At 44.0% G+C, this 13124-nt stretch carries 16 protein-coding genes; 8 read left to right on the top strand and 8 right to left on the bottom strand.

Features of this window, described 5'->3' with window-relative positions; all coding sequences use genetic code 11:
• Nucleotides 1-117 precede the first annotated feature (117 nt).
• Nucleotides 118-633, top strand: coding sequence for a hypothetical protein (locus SFC66_RS05060; RefSeq protein ID WP_411217602.1), 516 nt, complete (start codon nucleotides 118-120; stop codon nucleotides 631-633).
• A gap of 44 nt (nucleotides 634-677) precedes the next feature.
• Here SFC66_RS05060 and SFC66_RS05065 read toward each other — a convergent pair whose 3' ends face one another.
• Entirely contained in the window at nucleotides 678-1271 is a 594-nt protein-coding gene (locus tag SFC66_RS05065) for a flavin reductase family protein (protein WP_411217603.1), read from the bottom strand.
• Between the two features lie 352 nt (nucleotides 1272-1623).
• The gene (locus SFC66_RS05070) at nucleotides 1624-1716 is read right to left on the bottom strand and encodes a putative holin-like toxin (protein WP_233134979.1); all 93 of its coding nucleotides are present in this window, start codon (nucleotides 1714-1716) and stop codon (nucleotides 1624-1626) included.
• 245 nt (nucleotides 1717-1961) lie between these two features.
• Between SFC66_RS05070 and SFC66_RS05075 the strand changes: the two genes are divergently transcribed.
• The gene (locus SFC66_RS05075; RefSeq protein ID WP_411217604.1) at nucleotides 1962-2660 is read left to right on the top strand and encodes a DUF975 family protein; all 699 of its coding nucleotides are present in this window, start codon (nucleotides 1962-1964) and stop codon (nucleotides 2658-2660) included.
• A gap of 18 nt (nucleotides 2661-2678) precedes the next feature.
• Entirely contained in the window at nucleotides 2679-3272 is a 594-nt protein-coding gene (locus tag SFC66_RS05080; protein WP_411217605.1) for a C39 family peptidase, read from the top strand.
• Between the two features lie 26 nt (nucleotides 3273-3298).
• On the opposite strand, the gene pbp4b is transcribed toward SFC66_RS05080, so the two are convergent.
• The 6 genes from pbp4b to SFC66_RS05110 form a co-directional block, all read right to left on the bottom strand.
• Nucleotides 3299-4591: a penicillin binding protein PBP4B gene (gene pbp4b / locus SFC66_RS05085; RefSeq protein WP_411217760.1), complete on the bottom strand. Its 1293-nt coding sequence runs from the start codon at nucleotides 4589-4591 to the stop codon at nucleotides 3299-3301.
• Nucleotides 4592-4745: 154 nt separating this feature from the next.
• On the bottom strand, nucleotides 4746-5216 hold the full coding sequence (locus SFC66_RS05090; RefSeq protein ID WP_411217606.1) for a hypothetical protein: 471 nt from the start codon (nucleotides 5214-5216) through the stop codon (nucleotides 4746-4748).
• The gene (locus SFC66_RS05095; RefSeq protein ID WP_411217607.1) at nucleotides 5217-5411 is read right to left on the bottom strand and encodes a helix-turn-helix transcriptional regulator; all 195 of its coding nucleotides are present in this window, start codon (nucleotides 5409-5411) and stop codon (nucleotides 5217-5219) included.
• A gap of 100 nt (nucleotides 5412-5511) precedes the next feature.
• Nucleotides 5512-6261, bottom strand: a complete 750-nt coding sequence (locus SFC66_RS05100) for an HAAS domain-containing protein (RefSeq protein ID WP_411217608.1) — start codon at nucleotides 6259-6261, stop codon at nucleotides 5512-5514.
• Nucleotides 6258-6587, bottom strand: coding sequence for a PadR family transcriptional regulator (locus tag SFC66_RS05105; protein WP_411217609.1), 330 nt, complete (start codon nucleotides 6585-6587; stop codon nucleotides 6258-6260). Before SFC66_RS05105 ends, SFC66_RS05100 begins: the two co-directional genes overlap by 4 nt.
• Nucleotides 6588-6795: 208 nt before the next feature.
• On the bottom strand, nucleotides 6796-8844 hold the full coding sequence (locus SFC66_RS05110; RefSeq protein WP_411217610.1) for a CocE/NonD family hydrolase: 2049 nt from the start codon (nucleotides 8842-8844) through the stop codon (nucleotides 6796-6798).
• A gap of 163 nt (nucleotides 8845-9007) precedes the next feature.
• Here SFC66_RS05110 and SFC66_RS05115 point away from each other — a divergent pair, with 163 nt between their 5' ends.
• From SFC66_RS05115 to SFC66_RS05135, 5 genes are read left to right on the top strand one after another with little or no spacing between them, the layout of a single operon-like run.
• Complete coding sequence (locus SFC66_RS05115) at nucleotides 9008-9691, top strand: TetR/AcrR family transcriptional regulator (RefSeq protein WP_411217611.1); 684 nt, start codon at nucleotides 9008-9010, stop codon at nucleotides 9689-9691.
• Nucleotides 9692-9706: 15 nt separating this feature from the next.
• Complete coding sequence (locus tag SFC66_RS05120) at nucleotides 9707-10837, top strand: betaine/proline/choline family ABC transporter ATP-binding protein (RefSeq protein WP_411217612.1); 1131 nt, start codon at nucleotides 9707-9709, stop codon at nucleotides 10835-10837.
• Between the two features lie 18 nt (nucleotides 10838-10855).
• On the top strand, nucleotides 10856-11509 hold the full coding sequence (locus SFC66_RS05125) for an ABC transporter permease (protein ID WP_411217613.1): 654 nt from the start codon (nucleotides 10856-10858) through the stop codon (nucleotides 11507-11509).
• Between the two features lie 18 nt (nucleotides 11510-11527).
• Nucleotides 11528-12445 carry an osmoprotectant ABC transporter substrate-binding protein gene (locus SFC66_RS05130; protein ID WP_411217614.1) on the top strand — a complete coding sequence of 306 codons (918 nt, stop codon included), beginning with the start codon at nucleotides 11528-11530 and terminating at the stop codon, nucleotides 12443-12445.
• Between the two features lie 15 nt (nucleotides 12446-12460).
• Nucleotides 12461-13117: an ABC transporter permease gene (locus SFC66_RS05135; protein WP_411217615.1), complete on the top strand. Its 657-nt coding sequence runs from the start codon at nucleotides 12461-12463 to the stop codon at nucleotides 13115-13117.
• Nucleotides 13118-13124: the final 7 nt, after the last annotated feature.

Consider the following 13124-nt stretch of genomic DNA (forward strand, 5'->3'; position numbering starts at 1 on the left):
CTCACCTAAAATTGTAACGAATTCCCATTGTTTTTACTAGCACCCTTGGGTAAAGTTTGTTTCTATACCGGGTGTATGCTAGAGTTTTCTCATCTAGACAAAGCGAGGTCCTGCAAGATGTTCGATCCTACTGTATTTGATAATTTGAAAGTAGCTTTTGAGAATCAGCTTTATGATTTGGATAATGTGGATGAAGAGATTACGATCGTATCCAGACATGACCGGATGGAAATGGCTGACATGTCACGTGAGTTCCGTCTTGGCCTGACACTTCGGGAAAACGCGGAAGTGACTGCTGAAATCTGCTTGGAAGCATCTTTACGTGATTTAGCAGATGAAATATTGGAGGCACCAGATACGAACCCCGGCTGCAGATTACGTCTTTTCTTTTATATGACAGTAGAAAGTCCTGACACGGAATGTCCTGTCATCGAATCGATCCTGACTAAAATCTGGACACCGCCGACCCGCCCGGAACAAACACTGCAGTATGTGTATGATAAACAGCAAAAACACTACCAAAATACCGTGGAAGTGCGTTTTGACCGAAAAATCAATGAAGATCAGATGGAGGATCTGCCGAATTTGATCGATCATATTCTCGATTCACTTGAAGCATTGACTGTGGAATAAGATGAACAGAACCCCCTCATTCATTTGTTGAGGGGGTTGATTTGTTAAGCTCGCGCTGTCTTCCCAAGTTCCTTTCCTAGCCCGAAGTAGTGGCGGAAGTTGTAAATCAGCGGACTCCATTTACGAGGGTCAATATGATGTTCTTCTTTTAAAATGTCTTCTTGCGCATGAATGGCGACAGCTTCGATCTCTGTTATCACAATGCCTTCCATATATTCCGGCTCTCTCATATATCTTATTTTCCCTTCAATCTGTAAGGGACATTCAGCTATAGCATCTGCATTTACGACTGCGGAAGTTTTTCGCCTCAGACCGGCAGCCTCGAATTTATCTTTCACATAAACACATCCATATGCTGCTTTACCTGGTGGAACGGTTTCCTTTCCTGTACACACAGCAAGCTTCTCCACATGCTCCCAGAGCTCGGGACCCGGTACATTCAGCACGCATTCGCCACGTTGCTTCAAGTTTTCATATGCTTTTCCATCTGTCCCAAGACCGATGACAAGCAAGTGATCCAATGCCCAAGAAGATGAAATCGGACTGATATTCGTTGTCCCGTTCTCATTTATCGTCGTGAGCAGGATGACAGGGTTGCCGTAATATAAGATTTTTGGCTGTATTGTTTTATGGATCATGATCTGCTTCTCCCCTTTCAATATTCAGCTTAAAATAAAGATGATACGAACGTCATCGAAATGTGGATGTAGGGAATATATCGATTTGCATCTTTAAAACACGTTCTTTAAGGACGGATTGATCAAAATCCTCTCGAGCACGCTTCCGCCCCGGATTGGACACTATAAACCAGATAAAACACATGACAATAAGGTTTATTTACGCTAAAATATGCATAAGATAACAACGACAAAAAAGACCGTCTGGTGCTGGTAACACCAAACGGTCAAACAATAGCAAGGATTCCTCAAAGGAATCGGCCCACAAATGCGAAAAATAACCTACCCATCATGAGCTGTCACTCAAGGGTGGTTATTTTTTTTGGTTTTTATCAGACATGATCGCAACAATGAGCGTGCCGAAAGAAATCATCAGCGTCAGCGTCTCGAATACTGTCAGAGGCATCACCTCCCTCCCTGGAGGGATAAGTGAGCCGACCACCCTTGAGTCATCTATGCTATTGTCCATTCATTATATCAAACTAGGTCCCTGGCAACATCTGCCTTTGGTTGCATAAGCAGATGCGCTCAATTAACAGTTAGGTAGATTTGATTATTTTTGGAATATTTAACCTTAACATCTTCTCACCGCTTGTTTTGATGATATGATAATACATGATTTTCCATTTATTATCATGGAGGTTTTACATAATGGTACGCAATTCAGATTTAAAACGACAAGCATTGGATGGACTGTCATATAAGGCAGGAAAGGCTATTGGGGCCGGGATACTGTTATACGTTATTATATTTCTTATCATTATAGTATTGAGTATTTTCACCATCCTTTTAGCTTATCCTTCCGATTTACTTCTATCAGCATTGGATGAAGAAGGCTTTGCTGGACTTATAATGGTGGGTATTGGCTATATCATCTGTTACACATTCTTCATGCCCTTATTTGCAGGAACAAGCTGGATGTACCTTCATCTTATAAGGAAAGAGCACACATCTGTCGCTTTGATGTTCACTAGCTTTAAGTACTTCCCTAAGTTATTTGCATTTGGTGTGATCAGGCTGGTTTTGGTGGCTTTATGGTCTCTCCTGCTCATCATTCCTGGCATTCTGAAGTATTACAGCTATTCCCAAACCGTCTACATATTGAGAGATGAACCTGACCTTAGCGCGATGGAAGCCATCAGTGAAAGCAAGCGCCGGATGCAGGGTAACAGAGGCAAGTTATTTTACTTACAGTTGAGCTTTGTCGGCTGGTATCTATTAGCCAGTATCACAACATTCGGTCTCATTTTCACTTATCCATATTATAAGGCTGCTCGCGCAAGCTTCTATGAAGCCTATATCAAACGGGAAGATGCTAATGACATGGAAGAACAAAGCCGCTTTAGTTAATGATCGGGGGAGGTACTTATGAAACTGTTGACTGTTCCGTATATCAAGCAGCGACCCGAGCTTCCATCCGGGTGTGAAATAACAGCACTGGCAATGGCATTATCCTACTATGGACCAGCTGTCGACAAACTGACATTGGTCCGGGATGTGCCGATGGATGATGTCCAAGTGCAACGTAATGAAGATGGATCGATCCGTATATGGGGCGATCCGGAAGACGGATTTGTCGGCGACCCTTTCGATAATGGCATCACGATCAATCCCAATCCATTAAAGCAAGTTGCCGATAAATACCGCCCTGGCAGTCTAGCTTTGTATGGTGAAGCATTTGACGTCATTGAAAAACATGTGGCAGATGATCATCCCGTTTTAGTGTGGTTTACGATTCATCATGACATGCCGACACAGCGCACTTGGCATACACCTTCCGGAAAGGTCGTCCAAGCACCCCGACCGCTGCATTGCATTGTCGTCACTGGTACCGATGCACAATATATTTATTTTCATGACTGTGAATCAACCGATAAAAGCGGAGAACATGTAAAAGTGGAAAGAAATCACTTTATCCGAATATATGATGCGATGGGAAGACGCGCACTCGTCATAACTTGAAAACACGGTCCGTGAACCGTGTTTTCTTATTTTATCGCTTCATAAATCGCTTGGATGACCGGACCATATTTGCCTGTATCATACTCGTCTCCAGCAAATGAGTTTCTATTTTGGTCCGGGTCAAGAACTGGTGAATGCTTCTTATTCGTCAGCAGGACAATCCCTAGATTGTACTCCGGATCAATGATCGTGACTGTGCCTGTCCAGCCTGTATGTCCATAAGCTGTGTCGCTTGCCAACGATCCAAACATCCAATCCATCTTCCCTCCCTTCCCATTCCTTCGCCACCCATGTCCATATGTCTCGTCACTAGAAGATCCTTTTGTAAATTGTTCGATAACTGATTCATCAAAGAAATGCTTATTTCCATAACCTCCGCCATTCAGCATAACCTGCAGCAATACCGCTATATCCTGTGTCGTCGAAAATAGCCCGGCATGACCGGAGACACCATCCATTGCATGATAGCTTTTTTCATCATGCACTTCCCCGATGATTGTCTCTGTCCTGATATTCGGGAAAGTCACATATCCGTCGCGTGTATTGCCACGGCGCTCCGTCGCTGCAATGTTTTCCTCCTTCACACCATGCTTCAATGGATGGAACATGGTATTTTTCAAACGAAGCGGCCCATAGAATGCTTCTGCCATATATGTATCCAATCTTTCCCCTGTTACATTCTCCACAATGGCGCCTAAAAGCATATAGTCGATATCGCTGTATAGATGATCTGTTCCTGGGTCATATTGAAGCGGCACTTTGGGCAAAAGATTGATTGTACGCTCGCGGTCTTGCGAATAGAGTGTGCCCGCAATATCCGGATTATGAAAGCTAACGCTCGCTGGAAAACCAGCTTGATGGTGCAGTAAATCCTTTATCAAAATCGTGCCCTTCCCCTTGATCTCTGCATCTGCTTCATCCTTGAATTCCGGAATATGATCACTGACTTTATCCGTCAGACTGATTTCACCCTCGCTAACCAAATGCTGCAGCGCAAAGTTGGTAGCATACATTTTCGTATTGGAAGCAAGATCATATAAGGTCTCTTTCTCCACCTTTTGGGGATTTTTCAGCTTATCGAATCCATCATAAATTTGCCGGTAACCATAATGAGCATCCTTCACTATTTTTCCGTCTTTTATGATTATCAGCGATGCTCCTGGAAACCCATTCGCTACGTCTTGTTCGATCAATTCGTCGACTCTCTTTAAACCAGCTTCTGAAAAGCCCGCTTCTGCTGGGGATTTCGCTTGCTTCAATGTTGGATAGATATCTCCGTCCGCCCATGCTTCTGCAGGAATAATGAATAATAAGAACATAAGGGAAAGAATAGTAAACCGCTGTCCAAGAAGTTTCATCCAAACTCCTCCTTCGTCTTGTCTACTGTTTCCCGTAAGGCAAAACAAATTCATATACGCGGCACATAAAAAAGCACTGCAGGACGCAGTGCTCGGACGGGGAGACATGGATTGGTCAGTCTATTAACTCGCGGTTTTTACGGTAGGACTTTCTTAAGGAAACGTAATTAGTAAAGAAAAGCAGTAATGCTGCGATGAAGCTGAAAATAAGCCCCTCTATTAACGAAACGGAAGGATCCCCAAAAATATAAAGTAATGAAATACTCATGCATATAATAACTAGAAATGACGTTGATTTAATTGCAATTACTTTTCGCTCTCTTCGATAAGCTTTTTCTGTCATGATTTCGGCAAACTCCATACCTGACAGTATATAACGAATCCAGATGTAAGCCATGGTACCAATCATCAACCCGACTAGAACGGTCGCGCTATCTAAAGGAGGCACAAAATCAAAACGTAAGATGACAAGCAGCGCTAAAACAGCTATCAATTGTAAAACAGCTGCTTCCGCAAAATAAACAAGCATCGTCCTTCGCTTATACTCATCATCCGGCAGCAAAAAACGAATCCATGTTTTCTCCATTCAATCTACCTCCCAGAATAAGTCATCCAATGTCTTTTCCAATGCTTTTGCTATCGCTACACAAAGCTGGAGCGTCGGGTTGTATTCCCCTTTTTCGATCAAGCCGATTGTCTGCCTGGTGACACGTACTTGCCTGGCTAGCTGTCCCTGTGTCATCTTCTGTTCCATTCGCGTGAACTTCACTCTATTCTTCATGTAAAGGATCTCCCATGTAATATATACATTGCATTTGTTAACTATATATTACATGTAAGTCAATTTCCAGTCAAGATAAAAAACGCATGCGTGGCATGCGTTAGTCCTCTTTCTTATTTTGTCTAAAGTACCATACCGCCAGCGAGAGAGACAGAATGATATAGACTGACATTAAAATGAAAAACTCACTTTCTTCTTTTATATCAACACTTCGTAAAACGATTTGGGGTAGGTATAGTACTGCTGGTACGATGACAGAAATCCACGTTTTCCAATATACTGCAGAAGCGATAAAAACGATGCATGCAGCAATGATGACTAAAGCATTCAGAAACGGACTGATTGTGAGCATAGGTGTTTCAATGAAGAGATCTCCAACGAAAATTCCTGTGAACATTGCAGTGGGTGCAATACCCATCAGAAAATAAAGCGTTAGGGTCACTTTCTTGGATACTTTATTTGCAGCAAAAAAGCGAAACAGTCCGAACAACAGAAATATCGTAACAATGAATACAATAGGATTTCCGATGAGTACAAGAAGTGAATAACCTCTATCACCTTCCAGCGCTTTATTCATGATCAGATAGGCAAAGCCATTCAACATGATTAGCGGCACAACTAGAAACCAAAATTTCTTATCCGTTTCTACCTCTACTTCAATTTCCTTCATGTATGCTTTTGGAGACTTCCCGATGATATGCTCAACACTTTTGCCATGCTGCTCTGCTTCAATTAAGTGATCCTCCAGTTCCTCCATTAACTCAGCTACTTCATCTTCCTTCTTACTGCTGGAAAATAAATAAAGCCGCATGTTATCAAGAAATGCCTGGCTTTCCTTTGATAATGTCATGATTTATTCCTCCCCAGGATATTATCTACACTGGACGAGACTGCCGCCCATCTTTTCTTGAAATCATCGAGTTCTGCCAAACCCTCATCTGTTAACTGATAATACTTGCGCTTTGGTCCGCCGGATGGCAATGCCTTGCTTGTCGTTGCGACGAGTCCTTCCTTTTTCATGCGTAATAATAATGGGTAGATGCTGCCTTCACTGACCATCGTGAAGCCATACGCCGCAAGCTTTTCCACCATTTCATACCCATACGTTTCACGTTCAGCGATAATGGCTAGCAAACAACCTTCCAAAATGCCTTTTAATAACTGACTGGATGACAATTTCGACTTTCTCCCATCTATATTGTTTAGCAAGGTAGTTAAGTAAAAAAAGAAGCTAACTACATTGTTTTACAAGATAGTTATACTTTAGCATGAAGTTATACCAAAAACAACCAAAAAAATGTGTTGCAAACTCAATAACTTATCGGTTATTTAACTTCTATAAACTAAAAATAAAGCAGGCATCCCGATGATGCCTGCTTTTCTCTTAAATAAAATCCCTAGCAATCTTTTCATTCCATTCCTTCGTGAAGATTTCTTTTTCTCCCTCGAATGCATGGAGTTCGTGCTTTAAATAAAAGTATTTCTCATCACACCACATATTGCAGGACAAATCCAAGTGCGTCTGCCAATCATCCCTTCCAATATCCATTGTCCAATCACATTGAACACTGGCAGAAAGGGGATCGCCTTCTTTGATTGTGTAGACATTGCGGTTTGTACTGCCGTATTCCAATCCATTATCTGCAAGTTTGCGTGCACCCTCGTCTGAATAATCATCCAGTATCCAGGTTTTCTCCACGGTGTCGTACTGAATTTGACGTTTACGGCTTTCGGGACGCAAAATCTTTTTTGCTAAAACAGGTGCTGTTTCCGGCTGCTGAAAAGGAGACAGCTCATCATCGATAGCTTGCGGTTCCCTCATCGGAAGCAGCAGCTTCGTATTATCACCAGGATATATTGTCAGTGTGGCTTCTTTCCGAGATGGCCAAGCATGCGGCCAATATGCTGGGGAGACTGCCACTTGCCAGCGATGACCTGCCGGAAGAGCATGAGCAATGTCATTTAATTGAACTGTTACAGAGATTTTCTCCCCCGGTATCAAATCTGTCGGAAACTCATGACCGTTACGATGTGTCAAATTGAGCATGCCCCATGTAACACGTGTAACACTTCCATTGGGAGCAACATCATTCAAACGAACCGCCACCAATGCTTGCTCCTGATCGCTAGAAATCTCCAGCTGCAGTTTGACTGCTCCGAGTATCTCCATACGTTCTTTCAAGGGTTCACTAGTGAATACCGTAGCAAAACCATTCTCCAAACGTTGATCGGATGGCATATCGCCCGGCTGACCAAATGGACAAAACACTCCAGCGTAAAGACCATGCTGCTGCATGGTTGCAACAGTGACTGGCATACCGGCAGAAGATTCATCTTTCAACTCTGAGCCATCCAAGTACAAGGGCTTTTGCTCAATGACTGGGGATGGCCACTGTGTTTCTGCCACCCATCGGCCTGGTCTTTCCTCATACTCCACCTCAGGCGGTACACTTTCCTGCATCCAGGCACGCAGCATCGGCTCTTCCATGATGCCTGTGTCTTGATCTTTAAGCCAATAATCCCACCAACGCAAGCATTCTTGCAGGAATCCGATGGAAGGCCCAGGTATGGCAACTTCCGGATATTCATGAGCCCAAGGGCCAATCAAGCCTTTTTTCGGTACATCCAAGCCTTCCAGCAAACGAGGTATGGCATTTGTATAGCCATCCGCCCAGCCGCCGACAGCGAATACCGGCACTTCTATGTCTGCATAATCTTCATTGACAGAGCCATGCTTCCAATAAGCATCCCGGCGCTGATGACGCACCCATTCCTCAGCGAAGGGCGGCGTCTTGTCCATTCGCCGGATCCAGTCTTCCCGCCATTTATCACCGATGATTTCCGGATCTGCTGGTCTTGCATTATAAGCGAACATTGTCGATGCCCACCAAAGCATATCGGAAGCAAGCATTGCCCCGCCTTTATAATGCACATCATCTGCATATCGATCATCCGTCGAGCAGATGGTGATGACAGCTTTCAATTCGGCAGGGCGCCTGGCAGCAACCTGCAAACCATTGAATCCTCCCCAAGACTTCCCGATCATTCCTACCTTGCCAGTCGACCACGGCTGACTAGCTATCCATTTCAAAACATCTTCTGCATCGTCTTGTTCCTGCGGTAAATACTCATCATAAAGAATGCCTTCCGAATCACCGCTACCTCGTATGTCCACGCGTACACTTGCATAGCCGTGACCTGCAAAATATGGATGGCGGATCGAGTCGCGCAATGCGGTGAAGTCATCTTTCCGATATGGGATATATTCCAGGATTGCCGGTACCGGCGTCTCAGTTGCATCCTCAGGAAGCCAAATCCTCGCTGATAATTTCACACCATCACGCATTGGAATCCAGACATGACGTATCTCCTTCACTTGATGCGGATAAGTCGTTTTTATTTTAAGCTGCGTATCTCGGACATTGAATACCATCTCCATCTTCCTTCCTAGGCAAATTTGCATTCTTTCCTGACTATGCTATAATTCGTAATCATGATTATATTTTAACTTTGATTATAATATCATACGCGATTACGACTTAACAACCACGGGGAGGCGAGCACGAGCGCGTATGTAAAGGAGACAAAAAAGCACTATGAACAAAAGGGAAATCCAGAAAAGCCGGATGTGGAAATATTTCGTGGAGGCGACAGCAGATATCATCCAAGAAGAAGGATTAGAAAAAGTTACAATCAGGAAAGTAGCAGATAGGGCAGGCTACAATAGCGCTACGATATACAATTACTTCTCTGACCTATCCCATCTCATATTCTTTGCTTCCATGACATTCCTGAAAGATTATACCGATGAAGTTGTCGTGTATATGAACCGATCCGATAAGCCTCTGGAAAAGTATTTATTAGCTTGGGAATGCTTTTGTACATATTCATTCCGCTATCCAAAGCTATTTCATGCCATCTTCATCATGGATCTCGGCGATAGCCCGGAAAATATGCTGGAGCGATATTACACGAAATTCCCTAAGGATCTGATCAATATCCCAGAGGAACTGCATTCAACACTTTTGGAGCGCAACATGTCAAAACGCGGCCGCTCTGCCCTGGAGCTGGCTTTGGAGGCTGGGGAAATCAGTGAAAAGAATGTAGATGCCATCAATGAATTGACTATCCTGATCTGGCAAGGAATGTTCAATAATGTGCTGAACCATCGCCGTTCCTACGATCCACAAAGGGCGATGCAGAAAACGATGCAATATATTACTGAAATCGTCCGGAACGAAACTGCATTCGATTTTTCGGACAACAAATATGCACCGTAAACAGGAGGTTATCATGTGCTGACATTCGAGAACGTAACGAAGGTATACAGCGGCAGTAAAAAAGCAGTGAATAATTTGAATCTGGAAATAGAGAAAGGTGAATTTATTTGCTTCATCGGCCCGAGTGGCTGCGGTAAGACGACAAGCATGAAAATGGTCAACAGATTGATTGAGCCGACTGAGGGAAGAATCCTGATCGATGGCAAAGATATCATGAAGCAAAACCGTGTGCAAATGCGGAGGGAAATCGGATATGTGATTCAGCAGATCGGGCTGTTCCCGCATATGACCATCAGTGAAAACATCACACTCGTTCCCAAACTGCTTCAATGGTCAAAAGAAAAGCGTCGTGAGCGGGCAGAAGAATTGATCAAACTAGTCAACATGCCCGAAGAATACCTGGATCGCTATCCGCAGGAATTGAGCGGCGGACAGCAGCAGCGTATCGGCGTATTACGCGCACTAGCTTCCAATCCGCCACTCATCCTGATGGATGAACCATTCGGCGCACTGGATCCGATCACAAGAGACGGATTACAGGAAGAATTCAAGAATCTGCAAAGAAAGCTGGGCAAAACAATCGTCTTCGTCACGCATGACATGGATGAAGCTATCAAGCTCGCAGATCGCATTGTCATTATGCGAGATGGAGAGATTGTACAGGTGGATACCCCTGATGAGATTCTTCGCAATCCTGCAAATGAATTTGTTGAATCCTTCATCGGAAAAGAGCGCCTGATCCAAACAAAACCCGACGTAAAAACAGTCGGTCAGATCATGAATAAGATACCGGCAACCGTCTACAAAGAAGAGACATTATCTACCGCTATCCAGCGCATGAAGGAAAAACGAGTGGATTCCTTGCTCGTTATTGGTGAAGATCAGACACTTGAAGGCTATATCGACGTCGAGGATATTGAAGAGAACCGCAAGAAGACCACCCTTGTCGGTGAGATTTTCGAAACAGAGCTTTACCGAGTGAAAGAGGACAGCCTTATACGAGATACCATACAAAAAATGCTTCGCAGACACACGAAATATGTACCCGTAGTAGATGAGCAGAATCGACTGAAGGGTATCGTCACCCGTGCAACATTGGCTGACCTAGTCTATGACTCTATTTGGGGTGATGAGGATGTCAACTAAGAAGGAGGCACAGATCACATGGATGCATTGATTCAATTTATCCAGGAGCAAGGCAGTACACTTGCCCTGAAGACATGGGAGCATTTATATATTTCCTTGATTGCTGTTCTGCTCGGTATCCTTGTCGCTGTTCCAGTCGGCATCCTGCTCACAAGATTCGAGCGGGCGGCGGATACAGTCATCCGCATCATCAGCATCATTCAAACCTTTCCCAGCCTTGCCATCCTGGCATTCTTCATTCCGATATTGGGCGTAGGTAAGGTGCCTGCCATTGTCGCCTTATTTTTCTACTCCATGCTGCCGATTCTCCGTAACACCTACATTGGCATCAAAAATACAGATAAAAATCTGCTGGAGGCAGGTAGAGGCATGGGTATGACGAATTCACAGCTCATTTTCAGTGTGGAATTGCCGCTTGCCATTCCCATCATCATGGCCGGTATTAGAGTTTCCACAGTCTACCTTATTGGCTGGGCTACACTTGCATCATTTGTTGGAGCCGGCGGACTTGGAGATTTCATCTTTGATGGACTGAATCTATACCAGCCTGAACTGATTTTAGCAGGTGCAATCCCTTCTACCATTTTGGCACTGCTAGCTGATTTCATCCTGGGCAGGGTCGAAACGAAACTGACACCGACAACTAGAAGCGCACAGCAGGAAACCGCATAGGAAGGAGCAACAGCGAAAATGAAAAAGTTATCCAAACTGATCGTGATTGGTATGTTGACAGCCTTTCTTCTGGCTGGCTGTTCGCTTCCAGGTCTTGGCGGCGGATCAGGGGAAACAATCAAGATAGGTACAGTGACCACATCCGAAACACAGACACTCGGTTATATCCAAAAGTATATGATTGAACATTACACAAATCTGAATGCCGAAATAGTAGGTAACTTAGGATCTTCCATCGTGATGCATCAGGCTATGGTAAATGGGGATGTGGACATCTCTGCAGCTCGATATACCGGAACCGACTTAAGCGGTGCACTCCATATGGATCTGGTGAATGATCCTGACGAGGCAATGGAAATCGTCCAGCGGGAATTTCAAGAGCAGTTCGACCAGAAATGGTATGATACGTACGGTTTCGATAACACGTATGTCCTTTCCGTAAGACAAGATGTAGCTGAACAAGAAGGATTGGAGAAGGTTTCAGATCTTGCACCAGTTGCGGATAAATACCAATTTGGCGTTGATAACAGCTGGATCAATCGTGAGGGAATTGGTTATGACGAATTCACGCAGGCATATGGCTTCGAATTCAATAAAGTTTACCCTATGCAGATCGGGTTGGTTTATTCAGCCTTGAACAGCAAGAAGATGGATGCCGTTTTAGCGTATTCCACCGATGCTAGGTTAAAACAATTCAACTTAGCCACTTTAGAAGATGATAAGCATTTCTTTCCTCCTTACGATGCTTCCCCAGTTGTATCTAATGAACTTCTGAAAGAGCATCCTGAAATCGATGATATCCTTCAGAAGCTGGTAGGAAAATTTGATAATGATACGATTGTCGAATTGAATTATCAAGCTGATATCGAGAAAAAAGAACCTAGTACTGTTGCCAGAGAATACTTGGAAGCTCATAACTACTTTGAAGAGGAATAAAGGAGGTGCGGAACATTGGACTTACTGAAAGAATTAGTAACCTATTACAGTGATAATGGAGCTTATGTATGGACTGAATTTTACCGGCATTTCTTGATGTCTGCCTATGGTGTATTATTTGCCAGCATTGTCGGCATCCCGATCGGTATCCTGATTGCCCGATACAGCAAACTCAGTCCATGGGTTATCTCCTTAGTGAATGTTATCCAGACGATCCCTGCCCTCGCTCTGCTCGCTGTACTTATGCTGGTGATGGGTTTAGGTACGAATACCGTCATACTGGCGTTATTCCTATACTCCCTTCTTCCAATCGTAAAGAATACGTACACAGGTATCCTTGGTGTTGATAAGACGTTAAAAGAAGCAGGTCATGCTATGGGAATGACCAGATTTCAAATATTGCGGATGGTAGAGCTTCCTCTATCTCTTTCTGTCATTATGGCCGGCTTACGTACAGCACTTGTTATTGCAATTGGTGTTGCAACAGTCGGAACATTCATTGGTGCTGGTGGATTAGGATCGATCATTGTCCGAGGAACGAATGCAGCTGAAGGAGGCGCAATCATACTGGCAGGCGCTATTCCAACAGCCCTTATGGCAGTGATGGCCGACTTTGTCATGGGCTGGTTCGAACGATTGCTGTCCCCTGCAAACAGCAGAAAAGCAAGCTGAACGGCAA

It is taken from the genome of Terribacillus saccharophilus (assembly GCF_046592895.1).
GTDB lineage: Bacteria > Bacillota > Bacilli > Bacillales > Amphibacillaceae > Terribacillus > Terribacillus saccharophilus_D.

Bases quoted from the DNA above. Each gene is read 5' to 3' on its own strand.
- SFC66_RS05110 (WP_411217610.1), bottom strand. From the start codon at position 8,844: ATGGTATTCAATGTCCGAGATACGCAGCTTAAAATAAAAACGACTTAT.
- SFC66_RS05065 (WP_411217603.1), bottom strand. From the start codon at position 1,271: ATGATCCATAAAACAATACAGCCAAAAATCTTATATTACGGCAACCCT.
- SFC66_RS05080 (WP_411217605.1), top strand. From the start codon at position 2,679: ATGAAACTGTTGACTGTTCCGTATATCAAGCAGCGACCCGAGCTTCCA.
- SFC66_RS05070 (WP_233134979.1), bottom strand. From the start codon at position 1,716: ATGCCTCTGACAGTATTCGAGACGCTGACGCTGATGATTTCTTTCGGC.
- SFC66_RS05125 (WP_411217613.1), top strand. From the start codon at position 10,856: ATGGATGCATTGATTCAATTTATCCAGGAGCAAGGCAGTACACTTGCC.
- SFC66_RS05100 (WP_411217608.1), bottom strand. From the start codon at position 6,261: ATGACATTATCAAAGGAAAGCCAGGCATTTCTTGATAACATGCGGCTT.
- SFC66_RS05060 (WP_411217602.1), top strand. From the start codon at position 118: ATGTTCGATCCTACTGTATTTGATAATTTGAAAGTAGCTTTTGAGAAT.
- pbp4b (WP_411217760.1), bottom strand. From the start codon at position 4,591: ATGTTCTTATTATTCATTATTCCTGCAGAAGCATGGGCGGACGGAGAT.
- SFC66_RS05130 (WP_411217614.1), top strand. From the start codon at position 11,528: ATGAAAAAGTTATCCAAACTGATCGTGATTGGTATGTTGACAGCCTTT.
- SFC66_RS05095 (WP_411217607.1), bottom strand. From the start codon at position 5,411: ATGAAGAATAGAGTGAAGTTCACGCGAATGGAACAGAAGATGACACAG.
- SFC66_RS05090 (WP_411217606.1), bottom strand. From the start codon at position 5,216: ATGGAGAAAACATGGATTCGTTTTTTGCTGCCGGATGATGAGTATAAG.
- SFC66_RS05115 (WP_411217611.1), top strand. From the start codon at position 9,008: ATGAACAAAAGGGAAATCCAGAAAAGCCGGATGTGGAAATATTTCGTG.
- SFC66_RS05075 (WP_411217604.1), top strand. From the start codon at position 1,962: ATGGTACGCAATTCAGATTTAAAACGACAAGCATTGGATGGACTGTCA.